Origin of the sequence: Nocardia sp. NPDC005998 (assembly GCF_040614395.1) — a bacterium.
In the GTDB taxonomy this organism is placed as follows: Bacteria; Actinomycetota; Actinomycetes; order Mycobacteriales; family Mycobacteriaceae; genus Nocardia.
In genome coordinates this window covers 71,894-87,034 of sequence record NZ_JBEXUI010000011.1, presented here as the reverse complement: position 1 = coordinate 87,034, position 15,141 = coordinate 71,894, and the positions used below count along the sequence as shown (strand labels likewise).

Sequence of the window (15,141 nt, the reverse complement as noted above, 5' to 3'; positions counted from 1 at the left end):
CTGTGGCAGGGTGACACCCATGAACGACTCGTCCGGCTCGACCGTCGGCCTCACCCCGGACGTCCTCGCATCCTTCGAAGGACATCGGCGGGAGCTTTGCGCCTACGCCTATCGCATGCTCGGCTCCTCCTTCGAAGCGGAGGACGCGGTCCAGGAGACCTTCACCCGCGCGTGGAAGTCCTATGACTCGTTCGAGGGTCGCGCCAGCCTACGGTCCTGGCTGTACAAGATCACCACCAATGTCTGCCTCGATATGCTCGACGGCCCACAGCGCCGGGCCAGGCCGATGGATCTGTCCGGTCCGTCGCGGCCGGATTCGCCGCTGCCCATGCCGCAGCCGGATTACGTCTGGATCGAGCCGATCCCCAATGCGCTTGCCTTCGGCTCGGATCCGGCCGACCACGCCTCCGCCAAGGACACGCTGCGGCTGGCATTCGTCGCCGCCTGTCAGCATCTGCCCGCCACCCAGCGCGCCATCCTGATCATGCGGGAGGTACTGCGATTTTCGGCCAGCGAGACCGCCGAGGCACTGACCATGTCCCCCGCATCGGTGAACAGCGCACTCCAGCGCGCCAGGGCGACCATGTCGAAGGTGCAGCCCGCCGACACCGACACCTACGACGAATCCGATGACAATCAGCGCAAACTCGTCGACGATTTCGTCAAGGCCTTCGAGGCCTACGATATGGACACCCTGACCACCCTGCTGAAAGCCGATGTGGCACTGTCCATGCCACCGATCGAACTGTGGATCTCGGGCCCCGAGAATGTGGCCGCCTTCATGCTCGGCACCGGCAGCGGCTGCCGCGATTCCCGCATGATCCGCCTGCCAGGCGCCAACGGCCACCCCGCCTTCGGCCACTACAAACCGCACGAAAGCGAAGCGGGCGTATGGGTTCCGTGGTCGATCACGGTCCTCGAACTGGACGGCGACAGCATCGCCGGACTCAACTTCTTCCTCGACACCGAAAAGCTGTTCCCGCTGTTCGGGCTGGCACCGGAGTTGCGCGAACCCGCCTGAGGTTTTGCTGCCGGTGGTCCGCGGCGGGATGGTGGGACGACAGCCGGGTCGGAGGCTTAGCCGGCCCAGCGGCTAGGTAGACAGGTCGAGCAATCGATCCGCGCGAGCACGCCGTTGGACAGGCACACCAGGTGGACCGGTCGATCGGGCAGACCGCGCGGCAGATCAGGCGAGCGATCGACCAGGGCGGACAGGCACACCAGGTGGACAGGCAGTCCGAGCGGACGGGCAGGTCAGGCGAGCGATCGAGCCGGGCGGACAAGCACACCAGGTGGACAGGCAATCCGAGCGGACGGGCAGGTCAGGCGAGCGATCGAGCCGGGCGGACAAGCACACCAGGTGGACAGGCAATCCGAGCGGACGGGCAGGTCAGGCGAGCGATCGAGCCGGGCGGACAAGCACACCAGGTGGACAGGCAATCCGAGCGGACGGGCAGGTCAGGCGATTGAGCACGCCGCGCGGATAGGCGGCCGGACAATTGAACAGGCCCGGGCGGACAGGCGGGGCGGGCGGACAGGCAGCGAAGAGTCCGAGTCAACGACGGCCATCGCCGCCCGGTAGGCAGCCAGACAGCGCGTGTATGCAACCCACAGAGTAAGAGCGCCGGCAAGTCCCAATTGACGCAACACAACTGCGTGCCGCACAAGGCCGGCCCTCAGCCCGCTACCAGTCCAGGTGCTCGCCGAACGTAGTCATAGGGCCGCCGAATATGGCGTGGCGACAACCATTTGACTACGTTCGACGGAACTCCGCTACGAGGCCGGGATGTAGCGGTCGCGGAGTTTGCGCTTGTAGAGCTTGCCGTTGGGGTCGCGGGGCAGTTCGTCGAGGTAGTCGATGGAGCGGGGCATTTTGTATTTCGCCAATTGGGTTGCGGCGTAGGCCAGTAGTTCGGCGGTGAGGTCGTCATTGCCCTCGACACCGGATACCGGCTGGACGACGGCCTTGACCTCTTGGCCCCAATCCGGGTGCGGCAGGCCGAAGACCGCGACGTCTTCCACCTTCGGGTGGGTGGTGAGGACGTTCTCGATCTCGGCCGGGTAGATGTTCACACCACCGGACAGGATCAGGTCGGAGCGGCGGTCGTGCAGGTAGAGGTAGCCGTCTTCGTCGAGGTGGCCGATATCGCCGACGGTGAAAAGGTCACCGACCCTTGACTCTTCGGTCTTCTCCTTGGCGTGGTGGTATTCGAAGCTGGACGCGCCCATCTTCATATAGACCAGACCGGGCTCCCCGGTGGGCAACTCGGAGCCGTCCTCCTCGCTGAGCACCTTGATGACCGACCACGGCCAGGCCTTGCCCACCGAGCCCGGCTTCTTCAGCCAGTCGGTGCCGTTGATGACCGTGCCGCCGCCCTCGGTCGCAGCGTAGTACTCGGTGACCGTCGGTCCCCACCACTCCAGCATCTGCCGCTTGGTCTCGGCCGGGCACGGGGCCGCGCCGTGCACCATGCTGCGCAGCGACGACACGTCGTACTTCGCGCGCACCTCCGCGGGCAGCGCGAGCAGCCGGTGGAACTGGGTCGGCACCATGTGGCTGTGGGTTACCCGATACTTGTCGATGAGCCGCAGCATCTCCTCGGCGTCCCAGCGATCCATCAGAACGAGCTTGTGCCCCAACTGAATAGAGATGGTCGCGAAGTTCAGCACGGCCGTGTGATACAGCGGCGAACCACAGATATGCACGTGATCGTCATAGGGATTCAGTTCGAACAGGCCGAAGAACGCGGTCGAAGCCACCGGAACGGAATCCGGGTCGGTGCCGGTGAGCGGACGCCGAACGCCCTTGGGCCGCCCCGTGGTTCCCGAGGTGTAGAGCATCGGCGCACCCGTGGTCCGGTTGTCGGGCCGACCGGTATCGGCGGCACCCAGCCAGGCCACGGACTTGAAACCCTCGATCTCGCCGACCGAGAAGCGCGCGGTGGCCGGCAGCCCGGCCTCATCCGCCGCGGCGATCGCGGTGGCGGCGAACCGGTCGCTCGCGATGAAGGCCTTGGCCTCGCTATCGGCGAGGATGTAGGCCACCTCGGGGCCGGTCAGATGCCAGTTGACCGCGACGATGTACAGCCCGGCCTGGTAGGCCGCGAAGTAGGCAGCGACCGCCTCGACGCAGTTGTGCACCATGCTGACCAGCACGTCACCGGGCTGTAGGCCGAGTGCCCGCAGGCCGGTGCCGTAACGGTTTGCGAGCGTGGCCAATTCGCGATAGGTCACCTCGCGGCCGGATGGATCCACCAGGGCGATCCGATCGGGTTCCGCGTTCGCGATGTTCCACAGACCGAGAATTTCTACTGACTCCTGCGTCGTCATTCTTACGAATTTAGAACGTGTTCTACATCTGTACAAGGGGTGCGAGCCGATGCAACTGCTCGATATCTGGAACAGACACCAGCATCTCGGTGACCCCGGCGGCTTCCCAGACTTCGAGTTGCTTACGCACATGCTCCTCGTCGCCGATGATCGCGGTATCCAGAATCAGCTCATCCGGCACCAGCGCCGCCGCCTCGGCCTTCTTGCCGGACTGGAAGAGCCTGCCGATCTCGTCTACCTCGCGTTCGTAGCCCATCCGCCGGTAGACCTGCGCGTGGAAATTCAACTCCGGCGCACCCATGCCGCCGATGTAAAGCGCCATGATCCAGCGCATCCGCTCGAGTTCACTCTTGGGATCGTCGGTGATCACCACCTGACAGCTCGCGGCGATCTCGAAATCGTCCCGCGAACGCCGCGCGCCCGCCCTGGCGAAGCCCTCGTCGAGCCAGTCGTTGTACATCCCGGCCAGTCGCGGCGCGTAGTAGATCGCGAGCCAGCCGTCGGCGATCTCGGCCGTCAGCGCGACATTCTTCGGACCCTCCGCACCCAGCCAGATCGGCATATCCGCACGTAGCGGATGCACGATCGGCTTGAGCGGCTTACCGAGTCCGGTCGATCCCGGTCCGGTGTATGGCAGCGGGTACTGCGGCCCGTCATTGGTGACCGGCGCCTGCCGCTCCAGGATGCGTCGAATGATGCCGACATACTCCCTGGTGCGCTGCAATGGCTTGGCGAACGGCTGTCCGTACCAGCCCTCGACCACCTGCGGCCCAGAGACGCCGAGCCCGAGAATGGCCCGGCCGCCGCTGAGATGGTCCAGCGTCAGCGCGTGCATGGCCGTCGCGGCGGGGGTACGCGCCGACATCTGCACCACCGAGGTACCCAGCCGCACCCGCTGCGTGGCCGAGCCCCACCACATCAGCGGCCCGAAGGCATCCGACCCCCAGGATTCGGCAGCGAATACCGCGTCGAACCCCGCAGCCTCGGCGGCGACCACCAACTCGCCCGCATTCTGTGGCGGCTGCGCCATCCAATACCCGAGTTGCAATCCGAACTTCATGTCCGATCTCTTTCTCTCGCTAGCGACCGCTGGCAGGTCGCTCGAAAGGGCCAGCAAGTTCTTGCCTCCAGAATAAGAACCTGTTCTACTCGATATCGTGACTCAGGGGAATACCGCATCCGGCACAATCGCGGATGAGAGAGGGCCGGAATTGAACACACCGCCCGATGTACTCAGTGCACCCCTTCGGGTGCAATTCGACTACACGCGGTCGGTCGGGCCGGTCATCGGCACCTTCCTGACCGAGCTGCGCGGCCGCAAGATCGTGGGCGTGCGCGGCTCGGACGGCCGGGTGCTGGTACCGCCGCCGGAATACGATCCGGTCACCTCGGCGGCGCTGACCGAATTCGTCGACGTGGCCGATACCGGCACCGTCCGGTCGTGGACCTGGGTCCACGATCCGCTGCCCGGCCAGCCGTTCGACCGCCCGTTCGCCTGGGCGCTGATCCAACTCGACGGCGCGGACACCACCATGCTGCACGCCGTCGATGTCGCCGGACCCGAGGACATCCACACCGGACAGCGCGTGGTCGCCCGGTGGGCGACCGAGCCCACCGGCAGCATCAAGGACATCGTCTGCTTCGAACCGGGCGAAACCTCCACCGCACCAGCGCAATCCGGTTCGGACGGCGAGCCGGTCACGGTGCTCGTCACACCGGTCGACCTGAACTACATGCACAGCGCCTCCCCGCAGGAGACCATCTACCTGCGCGGCCTGGCCGAGGGCAAACTGCTCGGCGGGCGCACCGACGCCGCGGGCAAGGTGTACTTCCCGCCGCGCGGCGCCAATCCGACCGACGGCAGGCCGACCGACGAGATCGTCGAACTGCCCGACCGCGGCATTGTGACCACCTTCTGCATCGTGAATGTGCCGTTCCTCGGCCAGCGCATCAAGCCGCCGTATGTCGCGGCCTATGTGCTGCTCGACGGCGCCGATATCCCGGTGCTGCACCTGGTGCTCGGCTGCGAGGCGAGCGAGGTGCGCATGGGCATGCGGGTGGAGGCGGTGTGGAAACCGCGCGAGGAGTGGGGCTTCGGACTCAGCAATGTGGACCACTTCCGCCCCACCGGCGAGCCGGATGCCGACTACGACACCTACAAGCACCACCTCTGAGAGGCCACGTTGACGAACAACGCTCCGCCTACCCACCCCGCCGTCTCCGCAAGCTCCGACGGCTACCGTCCCCCTTGCGACATCGCGGTCGTGGGATTCGCCCACGCACCGCATGTGCCGGAGACCTTCGGCACCACCAACGGTGTCGAGATGCTGGTGCCCGTCTTCCAGCAGCTCTACACCCGACTCGGCATCACCAAGTCCGATATCGACTTCTGGTGCTCCGGTTCCTCGGACTATCTCGCGGGCCGCGCCTTCTCGTTCATCTCGGCGGTGGACGCCATCGGCGCGGTACCGCCGATCAACGAATCGCATGTCGAGATGGACGCCGCCTGGGCGCTGTACGAGGCATTCGTGAAACTGCGCTCCGGACAGGCGAAGACCGCGCTGGTATACGGCTTCGGCAAGTCCTCCGCGGGCACGCTGCGCCAAGTGCTCACCATGCAGCTCGATCCCTATCTGGTCACTCCGCTCTGGCCGGACGCCTGGTCGATCGCGGGTCTGCAGGCACGGGCCGGACTGGACGCGGGTCGCTGGACCGAGCGCGATATGGCCGCGGTCGCCGCCGGTGACTCGGGCGATATCGCAAGCCTGCTCGCCACACCCTATGTCGCCGATCCGCTGCGCGAGCACGATATCGCGCCGATCACCGACGGCGCCGCCGCGATTGTGCTCGCGGTCGGCGACCGGGCCCGGGAACTCTGCGAGCGCCCGGCCTGGATCACCGGTATGGCGCACCGGGTGGACACACCCAATCTCGGCGCCCGCGATCTGACCGTCTCACCGTCGACTTCGGCCGCGGCACAGTCGGTTACCGGCGGCGATACCAGCGGCTTCGATATCGCCGAACTGCATGCGCAGTTCAGCCATCAGCAGCTGATCCTCACCGAGGCGATCGGGTTGCGGCCCGAGACCAAGGTGAATCCGTCCGGCGGCGCACTCGCCGCCAATCCGATGTTCGCGGCGGGCCTGGAGCGCATCGGCTTCGCGGCCGAGGCGATCATGGCGGGCACCGCGAATCGGGCGCTCGCCCATGCCAGCAGTGGCCCGGCCCTGCAACAGAACTTGGTAGCCGTATTGGATTCGGAGGCGAGCCGATGAGTTTTCCCGCTGCGGTGCTCGGCACCGGACAAACCCATCACGTGACGAAACGAACCGATGTGTCGATGGCGGGCATGTGCCGCGAGGCCATCGATCGTGCACTCGACGACGCCGGGCTCACCATCGCCGATATCGACGCGGTGGTGGTCGGTAAGGCGCCGGACTTCTTCGAGGGCGTCATGATGCCCGAGCTGTATCTGGCGGATGCACTGGGCGCCACCGGAAAGCCGCTGCTGCGCGTGCACACCGCCGGATCCGTCGGCGGCTCCACCGGTATCGTCGCCGCCAATCTGGTGCAGGCCGGGGTGCACAAGCGAGTGCTCGCCATCGCCTGGGAGAAGCAGTCGGAATCGAATGCCATGTGGGCGTTGTCGGTTCCGGTGCCCTTCACCATGCCGGTCGGCGCGGGCGCCGGCGGTTACTTCGCACCGCATGTGCGTTCCTACATTCGCCGGTCGAACGCACCGGGCCATATCGGTGCAATGGTCGCGGTGAAGGATCGCCGCAACGGCGCGAAGAATCCACTAGCGCACCTGCACCAGCCCGATATCACGCTGGAGCAGGTGCTCTCCTCCCAGATGCTGTGGGATCCGATCCGATTCGACGAGACCTGCCCGTCCTCGGACGGTGCCTGCGCCGTGGTGATCGGTGACGAGGAAGCCGCGAAGGCCATCGAGGCCACCGGCAAGAACGTCGCCTGGGTACACGGCACCGCCATGCGCACCGAGCCGACCACCTTCGCCGGACGCGATCAGGTCAGTCCGCAGGCCGGACAGGATGCGGCCGCCGCGCTGTGGCAGGCCGCCGGAATCACCGACCCGCTCAAAGAGATCGACGTGGCCGAGATCTACGTGCCGTTCTCCTGGTTCGAGCCGATGTGGCTGGAGAACCTGGGCTTCGCCGCACCGGGCGACGGCTGGAAGCTCACCGATAAGGGCGAGACCGAGATCGGCGGCACGCTGCCGGTCAACCCGTCCGGCGGCGTGCTGTCCTCGAATCCGATCGGCGCCTCCGGACTCATCCGGTTCGCCGAGGCCGCCAAACAGGTCATGGGCCGGGCCGGGGACTATCAGGTCGCGAATGCCAAGAAGGCGCTCGGACACGCGTACGGCGGTGGGTCGCAGTACTTCGCCATGTGGGTTGTGGGCTCGGAGCAGCCGCGCTGAGCCCACGGACTCCGAAGGTCGACCGGGGGCGCTTCGCTTCCCGGTCGACGTACACCGATTCGATGACTACGTCGATACAATACTTTGCCTACTAGGACCGCTGATATGAGCCAAGGAACATTGAAGTTCACCCTCGGCATCGCGCTGAGTCCGCTGGAGCAGCTGCCCGAGCTGGCGAAAACCGCTGAGGAGTGCGGGTTTTCATCGATCGCACTCCCCGACTCGCTGTTCTACATGGAGTCGGCGTCGGCGAAATATCCCTACACCGCCGACGGCAGCCGGTTCTGGGGACCGGAGACGCCATGGGTCGACCCGCTCATCGGTGCGACCGCCATGGCGGCGGTGACCAGCCGGATTCACTTCTACACCAACGTACTCAAGCTCGGTTCCCGCAATCCGCTGCTGCTCGCCAGGCAGGTCGGCTCGGTGGCCAACCTGTCCGGCAACCGCTTCGGATTCGGCGTCGGAATCGGTTGGGCACCAGAGGAATTCGAATGGTGCGGGGTGCCATACGCCAAGCGTGGCGCGCGGGTCGACGAGATGATCGAGGTCATCAAGTTGGTGCTCGGCGGTGGCATGGTCGAATACCACGGGGAATTCTTCGATTTCGATCCGCTGCAGATCAGCCCGGCGCCGAGCTTGCCGGTCCCGTTCTACATCGGCGGCCACACCGAACCCGCACTGCGCCGGGCGGCCAAGGTCGGTGACGGCTGGACCTCGGCAATGATGACCTATGTCGAACTGTGCACCACCATCGGCAAGCTCGGCGCGCTGCGCGCCGAATTCGGCCGCGAACAGGTACCGTTCGAGATCCAGGCGGTGTGCGTCGACAAGTTCGGACGCTCCGGATATCAGGATCTGGCCGATGCCGGGGTGACCGATGCGATCGTGATCCCATGGCTGGCCGAAGGCATCGGCTTCGACGGTGAACTCACGGCCAAGCAGGAGTCACTGCGCCGCTTCGCCGCGAAGAATATCGAAGAACCCATCGTCGCGAAGGCAGCAGTATGAGTACCACCGAACATTCAGCACGGGCCGCCGGACTCGCATCGCAGGCCGCGGTGCGAGCGCGGGATAAGCAGGCGTGGGTCGACCTGTTCGCGACCGACGGCATTGTCGAAGATCCCGTCGGGCCTTCGGGTTTCGATCCGGAGGGCAAGGGCCATCGCGGCAAGGAGGCCATCGCGGCATTCTGGGATATGGCGATCGCGAAGACCGATTCGATCGAATTCCACTTCGGGGACTCCTTCGCCTGCGGCAATGAGATCGCCTTCACCGGCCTGATCCGCACCAAAATGGGCGGGCACCAGATCGATGCCGAGGGTGTATTCACCTACAAGGTGGACGAAACGGGCAAAATCGCTGCGCTGCGGGCATTTTGGGAGGTCGACCGCGCCATGGCGACCGCGAAGCGCACTACCTGAGCACGCTGCCTCCCCCTCGGGGCAGCACGAAAGGGGCCCTCGCACTGGCAAGGGGACTACCGGTGCGAGGGCCTTTTCGTGTGGACCCAGGCCGCCGACACAAGCCTGGGTCCGCAACGTCTCAGTGCGCGACCGGGCAGCCCGAGCCCTTGTAGTCGACCTGGAATTCCTTGACACCGTTGAGCCAACCCGAGCGCAGTCGCTTCGGATCACCGAGCTTGGTGATATCGGGCATGGCGTCGGCAATGGCGTTGAAGATCAGGTCGACCTCCATCCGAGCCAGATTCGCGCCGATGCAGAAGTGCGCACCGGTACCGCCGAAGGACAAGTGCTGGTTGTCCTTTCGCGTGATATCGAACTGCTCCGGATTCTCGAAGACCTCCTCGTCGAAGTTGGCCGAGCGGTAGAGCATGACCACCCGCTGCCCCTTCTTGATCTGCACACCCCCGAGTTCGGTGTCCTCCAGTGCGGTCCGCTGGAACGAGGTGACCGGGGTCGCCCACCGGATGATCTCGTCGGCGGCGGTGGCCGGGCGTTCCTTCTTGAACAGCTCCCATTGATCCGGATGCTCCAGGAAGGCCGCCATACCGTGCGTGATCGCATTGCGGGTGGTCTCATTGCCCGCGACGGCCAGCATGATGACGAAGAAGCCGAATTCCTCCGGTGTCAGCTCATCGCCGTCGACATCGGCCTGGATCAACTTGGTGACGATGTCATCGGCCGGACTTTCCTTGCGCGCCGCGGCCATTTGGTAGGCGTAGCCGAGCACCTCGGCGGAGGCGGCGACCGGATCGGCCTCGTTCTCTGGATCGTCATAGCCGGTCATATCGTTCGACCAGGTGAAGACCTTGCCGCGGTCTTCCTGCGGGACGCCGATCAGCTCGGCGATGGCCTGCAGCGGCAGTTCCGAGGCGACCTGGGTAACGAAGTCGCCGGATCCGTTTTTCGCTGCCTCCTTCACGATGGACTCGGCCCTGGCCTTGAGTTCGGCGCGCAGGCCGTTGATCACGCGCGGGGTGAAACCCCGGGAGATGATCTTGCGCAACTTGGTGTGATGCGGTGCGTCCATGTTCAACAGCACGAAGCGCTGCAGTTCGATCTGCTCGCGGGTGATGTCGTCGTTGAAACGCGGGATCGCGGTGTTTTCGAAGTTGGAGAACACATCGCTGCGGCGCGACACCTCCTTGACGTCCGCGTGCTTGCTCACTACCCAGAAGCCCTCGTCGTGGAAGCCGCCGATTTCGGGGGGCTGCGGATTCCACCAGATCGGTGCGGCGCGACGCAGTTCGGCGTACTCCTCCACCGGAACACGCTCGGCGTAAATGTCCGGGTCCGTGACATCGAACCCATCCGGCAGATTCGGCCGGGCATTCCGCGGGTCAACCACCAGATGTCTCCTTCGACAAACTGAAACACGTTCTACAATCATTGAAGCATAGGCTGCATAATGAGGGAAGAACAGGACAGATTCGCCTGTCGCAGGTATGAACACACGTTTCATTTTCCTGTCCCTGAAGAAAGGTTGGACATGGGCACACCCGTCATCGTCGAGGCCGCTCGCACCCCCATCGGCAAGCGCGGCGGCTGGCTCGCAGGTCTACACGCCGCCGAACTGCTCGGCCTCGCCCAGCGCGGGCTGCTCGATAAGGCACATCTGGATCCCGCCCAGGTGGAACAGGTTATCGGCGGCTGCGTCACCCAGGCCGGCGAGCAGTCCAATAACGTGACCCGCGTCGCCTGGCTGCACGCCGGGCTGCCATGGCAGGTCGGCGCCACCACCATCGACGCCCAGTGCGGTTCGGCACAGCAGGCCAACCACCTCATCGCCGGACTGATCGCGACCGACGCGATCGAGATCGGCATGGCCTGCGGCGTGGAGGCGATGAGCCGAGTTCCCTTGGGCGCCAACGTCGGCGAGCACGCCGGTCCGCGCCGGCCCGCCTCCTGGAATATCGATCTGCCGAACCAGTTCGAGGCGGCCGAGCGTATTGCCAAGCGGCGCGGCATTACTCGCGCCGATATCGATGAACTCGGCGTCCGTTCGCAGCGCCTGGCCGCCCAGGCGTGGGCCGAGGGCCGCTTCGACCGCGAGGTGCTGCATGTGACGGCGCCAGCGGTCGACAAGGAAGGCAATCTCACCGGCGAGAAGCTGGACGTGACAAGGGATCAGGGTCTGCGCGAAACCACACTCGAAGGTCTGGCCAAGCTGAAGCCGGTCCTGGAGGGTGGAATCCACACCGCAGGCACCTCATCGCAGATCTCCGACGGCGCGGCCGCGGTACTGCTGATGGACGAAAAGGCCGCGCAGCGAGCGGGTTTGCGCCCGCGCGCCCGGATCGTGACGCAGGTGCTGGTCGGCGCGGAGCCCGAGTTCCACCTCGACGGGCCGGTGCAGGCCTGCACCCGACTGCTCGAACGGTCCGGCATGAATATCGGCGACATCGACCTTTTCGAGATCAATGAGGCTTTTGCGGCAGTTGCGCTTTCATGGGCCTCTGTACACAAGCCGGACATGGACCGGGTAAATGTAAACGGCGGCGCTATCGCACTCGGACATCCGGTGGGTTCTACCGGATCCCGGCTCATCACAACGGCTTTGCACGAACTCGAGCGAAGCGGAGGCAGCACCGCGATGGTGCTCATGTGCGCGGGCGGCGCACTCGCAACAGGCACCATCATCGAGAGATTGTAAGAGTTTCAACCAATTCCGGTGCCTTGGTTGAACGTTCATCCCAATCAGCCCAAAACGTGTCGTACGCCACACAAACACCAGGACACGCCACTAGATGACTCGTCAGCTATCTTGGGGTTATCATCAGTCCGTCGGGGAAGGTGCTCGCGACGGGCAAGAACCGGTTCACACCACGTTTTCCCAAGAGCCGTTGGCGTGACCCGCAAACGCGACCGTCGCAGTGTCTTCCCGGGAGCGGCACCTAGAAGCTTCAAGGAAATCCTGAATCAGGCGTAGGTTTTCAGTTACTGAGCCGCTAATATCAATGATACGTATCCGAGATAACGACTGTTAGTACAGCGAAGGGAATTGGGCGGCTCACAATGGCTGATTTCGCGGCGCGGCTGAACAAGCTGTTCGAAACCGTGCATCCCCCGGGGCGCAAGCCGCACACCAACGCGGAGGTTGCGGCTGCGCTGACGGCCTCCGGACATCCGATCTCGAAACCGTACCTCTCACAGTTGAGGTCGGGACAGCGGACCAATCCGTCGGACGAAACGGTGGCTGCACTGGCCAAGTTCTTCAAGGTCAAGCCGGACTACTTCTTCAACGACATCTATGCCGCCAAGATCGATCATGATCTGGAGTTGCTGTCCCAGCTGCAGGGCTACGGGCTGCGACGGCTGTCGAGCAGGGCGTTCGACCTGTCCGAAGAATCACAGAACCTCCTCACCTCCATGGCGGAGAAATTGCGGGCAAGTGAAGGTCTGCCCGAAATTCCTCCGGATGGCACCGAATAGGTTCACCCACAGCGCAGTACGGTGCGACCCACAGGGTCGCACCGTACTGCGTCATGGGTATGGCCCCACCAGAACGCGGGCACACCCGCGGTGCCCCTAAAGTTGTGGGCTTGGTGGCGCGTACAGGGTTGCGATAAAAGCGCGCCCCAATAGACCCGCTACTGACGAAATCAGTTGCGCGGATACGTCAACAGACACAAGGAATCCGGCACTGCGGAAGCGGTGCCGGATTCCTTGCTATGTCAACCTTATTGAATACCCGGAGCGAGTCCTTCGGAATGCCTCGAGCCGATGGGTTTTGATGTCACTCGATCAATTTCGGACCGACGATGCGGCGCCCGCTTGGTAGGCGCGCGCGATTGCCTGGACCCACCCGCGGGGACTAATACCCTCCGGCGGAGCAATCCACCGCGCGTCGACTACCGCCTCACCCAATGGGTTTCGCGCCCACTGCGCGACCCGGTCGGCTCGCGCGGACACCAGCGGCGGTGGCGGACCCGCACTTACCAGCTCGACGCCGCCGCCGGATTGCAGATATAACGCGTCCATGATCTGCGCGACCTGATCGGATGCCTCGAGCTGAGTGGAGGTACTCTTCTGCTCGTGCGCGACCACTTCCGGGAACCGCCCGACCATGGTGCGGTGCAGAACCTTGATCTGCCGCAATAGGATTCGCGCACGTATCCACAGCTCGACCACGATCCACACCGCGCCGAGCGCGATGAGCAGGGCCGCCGCCGCCCACGCGGGCCAGCCCCAGTCCGGCTCGCCGGGCTTCGCGACCGGTGCGTCGATGACGGCCCTGCGGATCTGCAGCACGGCGAGCACCGCGACGAGCGCGGTCCCGGCGGTATAGATGGCGATACCGCGACCGAGCGTCGTCCAGTCCAGGTTGCGCACACCGGTGATGACGATGAAAACGCAGCCGAGCGCGACCGCGATCCACCCGAAGGTGGTGGACCAGAACAGATTTACTGCCATCGCGACCGAGCCGATGCCATAGATCACGAACGCGATCTGACGCAGATTGCGGCGGGAGACGACCGGCCATGCCGCCGACGCGACCACCGAGGTCGCGGTCGCGAACAGCATCCAGGCCGAGGTCACGACGCCATCGGACAGCGGGCCCGAAGGCAGACCGCGCGGTAGCAGATCGGCTATGGCGAGCGCGATTTCGGGAACCGCAACGGTGGCCCCGAGTGCGACCGCCGCGACCGCGACGACGATCGCCACCCGCGCGGTCGTCGCGGGCTTCACCAGTACTCGACCCACGCGCGCACCGGCGGCGACCCAGACCAGCATGGCCGTCAACCAGAGCGTCATCCGAGCGCCTCATCGAATCGAAGGACCGAGACGCCTGCGCCCCGGCTGTTGAACACGCGGAGTCGGGTCATCAGCATGGCGGCGAAGGTTTCGGCCTCCCATTCGGCGAGTTCGTCCGCACCGTCGTCGACGATCTGCTGATGTGCCCGCTGGCTGAGCATGTAGGCGATCAGATCGTCACTGGCCTCCAGCGTCACCTCGGGCGCGGGCGCGCCCGCATGGTCGAAGACGATATGGCCCAGTTCGTGTGCGAGGGTGTGTTCGCGGCTCGGCAGTGTGGTGGCGAGCACGATCACATCGCGGTCCGGATAGAACCGGCGCTGGCCGCAGACGCCCGGACCCAGTTCCGCGCTTGCGATTTCGATCTCGCGACGCCGCTCGCTGGCAATGGCGGCGACAACCTCGTCCAGGGTGGTCGCATCGGAATCCGCGGCGACGGCGCACACCGCGTCGACCGCCGCCGCAACCCGTCGGTAGGCCCGGAGTCCGGTTTGCGTTCTGCTCTCACTCATCGAACGCCCCTCACGTCCTCGGTCCGAAGAACTCGGCACGCGCGGCGTCGATGCGGGCCTGTGCGGCCGATGCGCTCTGGAAACTCACTGCACCGGAACCGATTCCGGCCAGCGCGAGCGCGATCAGGCCGCCGACCACGCCGAGCATATTGGGCTTGGGCAGGCCGTCGTCGGCACTGGTCGGCCGGATATCCGGATTCGGCCTGGCCGGAGCCGCGGGCGGGGCGGCCGGAGGTGCGGGCAGCGGTGGCGGTGCCTGCTCCGGAGCGGGCGGCGCGGCCACCGGGACCGGCGCGAGTTGCGGTGCCGCCGGTGCGAGTGGCGCGGGCGGGACGATGATCGGGACAGATGGCACTGCCGGTGCGGGCAGCACGGGCAGTGGGATCAGCAGCAAGAGCAGCGGGGCCGCCGAGCCGACCGCGGCGGAACCAACGGCCGCGGAACCGACCGCGGCGGAACCGGTTCCGGCCGAACCGACACCTGCGGATCCGACACCAGCCGAACCGACCGCAGCCGAACCCGTACCACCCAGCACAGATCCGGTACCGACACCAGCCGAACCGACCGCAGCCGAACCCGTACCACCCAGCACAGATCCGGTACCGACACCAGCCGAACCGACCGCAGCCGAACCCGTACC

Annotated in this window: 13 protein-coding genes and 1 pseudogene; 8 read left to right on the top strand and 6 right to left on the bottom strand. The window is 65.4% G+C overall.

Annotation, left to right across the window (positions count from 1 at the left end; translation table 11 throughout):
• Positions 1 to 19: 19 nt before the first annotated feature.
• Positions 20 to 1,021: a sigma-70 family RNA polymerase sigma factor gene (locus tag ABZ293_RS17540; RefSeq protein WP_355181710.1), complete on the top strand. Its 1,002-nt coding sequence runs from the start codon at positions 20 to 22 to the stop codon at positions 1,019 to 1,021.
• A 752-nt stretch (positions 1,022 to 1,773) separates the two neighbouring features.
• On the opposite strand, the gene ABZ293_RS17535 is transcribed toward ABZ293_RS17540, so the two are convergent.
• Together ABZ293_RS17535 and ABZ293_RS17530 are read right to left on the bottom strand one after the other, a co-directional pair.
• Entirely contained in the window at positions 1,774 to 3,330 is a 1,557-nt protein-coding gene (locus ABZ293_RS17535) for an acyl-CoA synthetase (protein ID WP_355181708.1), read from the bottom strand.
• A 22-nt stretch (positions 3,331 to 3,352) separates the two neighbouring features.
• Complete coding sequence (locus ABZ293_RS17530; RefSeq protein ID WP_355181706.1) at positions 3,353 to 4,390, bottom strand: LLM class F420-dependent oxidoreductase; 1,038 nt, start codon at positions 4,388 to 4,390, stop codon at positions 3,353 to 3,355.
• 127 nt (positions 4,391 to 4,517) lie between these two features.
• On the opposite strand from ABZ293_RS17530, the gene ABZ293_RS17525 reads away from it, so the two are divergent.
• The 5 genes from ABZ293_RS17525 to ABZ293_RS17505 all read left to right on the top strand — a co-directional run bounded on the left by ABZ293_RS17525 (position 4,518) and on the right by ABZ293_RS17505 (position 9,195).
• A complete protein-coding gene (locus tag ABZ293_RS17525) occupies positions 4,518 to 5,504 on the top strand; it encodes an OB-fold domain-containing protein (RefSeq protein WP_355181918.1) in 987 nt (328 codons plus the stop codon).
• An 81-nt stretch (positions 5,505 to 5,585) separates the two neighbouring features.
• Positions 5,586 to 6,605, top strand: coding sequence for a thiolase domain-containing protein (locus ABZ293_RS17520; RefSeq protein ID WP_355181916.1), 1,020 nt, complete (start codon positions 5,586 to 5,588; stop codon positions 6,603 to 6,605).
• The gene (locus ABZ293_RS17515) at positions 6,602 to 7,771 is read left to right on the top strand and encodes a thiolase domain-containing protein (protein ID WP_355181704.1); all 1,170 of its coding nucleotides are present in this window, start codon (positions 6,602 to 6,604) and stop codon (positions 7,769 to 7,771) included. The genes ABZ293_RS17520 and ABZ293_RS17515 overlap by 4 nt, the downstream gene beginning before the upstream one ends.
• Positions 7,772 to 7,891: 120 nt before the next feature.
• A complete protein-coding gene (locus ABZ293_RS17510; RefSeq protein WP_355181915.1) occupies positions 7,892 to 8,782 on the top strand; it encodes a TIGR03619 family F420-dependent LLM class oxidoreductase in 891 nt (296 codons plus the stop codon).
• On the top strand, positions 8,779 to 9,195 hold the full coding sequence (locus tag ABZ293_RS17505; RefSeq protein ID WP_354954411.1) for a nuclear transport factor 2 family protein: 417 nt from the start codon (positions 8,779 to 8,781) through the stop codon (positions 9,193 to 9,195). Before ABZ293_RS17510 ends, ABZ293_RS17505 begins: the two co-directional genes overlap by 4 nt.
• A 121-nt stretch (positions 9,196 to 9,316) precedes the next feature.
• Here the strand turns inward: ABZ293_RS17505 and ABZ293_RS17500 are convergent, their stop codons facing one another.
• Positions 9,317 to 10,624, bottom strand: coding sequence for a cytochrome P450 (locus tag ABZ293_RS17500; protein WP_355181702.1), 1,308 nt, complete (start codon positions 10,622 to 10,624; stop codon positions 9,317 to 9,319).
• Between the two features lie 99 nt (positions 10,625 to 10,723).
• Here ABZ293_RS17500 and ABZ293_RS17495 point away from each other — a divergent pair, with 99 nt between their 5' ends.
• Both ABZ293_RS17495 and ABZ293_RS17490 read left to right on the top strand, forming a co-directional pair.
• Positions 10,724 to 11,887, top strand: coding sequence for a steroid 3-ketoacyl-CoA thiolase (locus ABZ293_RS17495; protein ID WP_355181700.1), 1,164 nt, complete (start codon positions 10,724 to 10,726; stop codon positions 11,885 to 11,887).
• Between the two features lie 362 nt (positions 11,888 to 12,249).
• Complete coding sequence (locus ABZ293_RS17490) at positions 12,250 to 12,666, top strand: helix-turn-helix domain-containing protein (protein WP_011207048.1); 417 nt, start codon at positions 12,250 to 12,252, stop codon at positions 12,664 to 12,666.
• A gap of 312 nt (positions 12,667 to 12,978) precedes the next feature.
• Here the strand turns inward: ABZ293_RS17490 and ABZ293_RS17485 are convergent, their stop codons facing one another.
• From ABZ293_RS17485 to ABZ293_RS17475, 3 genes and pseudogenes are all read right to left on the bottom strand, one after another.
• A complete protein-coding gene (locus tag ABZ293_RS17485; protein ID WP_355181698.1) occupies positions 12,979 to 13,989 on the bottom strand; it encodes a hypothetical protein in 1,011 nt (336 codons plus the stop codon).
• Positions 13,986 to 14,501 (bottom strand): ImmA/IrrE family metallo-endopeptidase, encoded by a 516-nt coding sequence (locus ABZ293_RS17480; RefSeq protein WP_355181696.1) that lies wholly within the window; start codon positions 14,499 to 14,501, stop codon positions 13,986 to 13,988. The genes ABZ293_RS17485 and ABZ293_RS17480 overlap by 4 nt, the downstream gene beginning before the upstream one ends.
• A 10-nt stretch (positions 14,502 to 14,511) precedes the next feature.
• Positions 14,512 to 15,141 (bottom strand): annotated as a pseudogene (locus tag ABZ293_RS17475) (hypothetical protein); the annotation flags it as partial.

What these genes read in the sequence shown, in the direction of transcription:
- ABZ293_RS17540 (WP_355181710.1), top strand. Translation starts at nt 20, where the DNA reads ATGAACGACTCGTCCGGCTCGACCGTCGGCCTCACCCCGGACGTCCTC.
- ABZ293_RS17535 (WP_355181708.1), bottom strand. Translation starts at nt 3,330, where the DNA reads ATGACGACGCAGGAGTCAGTAGAAATTCTCGGTCTGTGGAACATCGCG.
- ABZ293_RS17530 (WP_355181706.1), bottom strand. Translation starts at nt 4,390, where the DNA reads ATGAAGTTCGGATTGCAACTCGGGTATTGGATGGCGCAGCCGCCACAG.
- ABZ293_RS17515 (WP_355181704.1), top strand. Translation starts at nt 6,602, where the DNA reads ATGAGTTTTCCCGCTGCGGTGCTCGGCACCGGACAAACCCATCACGTG.
- ABZ293_RS17505 (WP_354954411.1), top strand. Translation starts at nt 8,779, where the DNA reads ATGAGTACCACCGAACATTCAGCACGGGCCGCCGGACTCGCATCGCAG.
- ABZ293_RS17500 (WP_355181702.1), bottom strand. Translation starts at nt 10,624, where the DNA reads ATGATTGTAGAACGTGTTTCAGTTTGTCGAAGGAGACATCTGGTGGTT.
- ABZ293_RS17495 (WP_355181700.1), top strand. Translation starts at nt 10,724, where the DNA reads ATGGGCACACCCGTCATCGTCGAGGCCGCTCGCACCCCCATCGGCAAG.
- ABZ293_RS17490 (WP_011207048.1), top strand. Translation starts at nt 12,250, where the DNA reads ATGGCTGATTTCGCGGCGCGGCTGAACAAGCTGTTCGAAACCGTGCAT.
- ABZ293_RS17485 (WP_355181698.1), bottom strand. Translation starts at nt 13,989, where the DNA reads ATGACGCTCTGGTTGACGGCCATGCTGGTCTGGGTCGCCGCCGGTGCG.
- ABZ293_RS17480 (WP_355181696.1), bottom strand. Translation starts at nt 14,501, where the DNA reads ATGAGTGAGAGCAGAACGCAAACCGGACTCCGGGCCTACCGACGGGTT.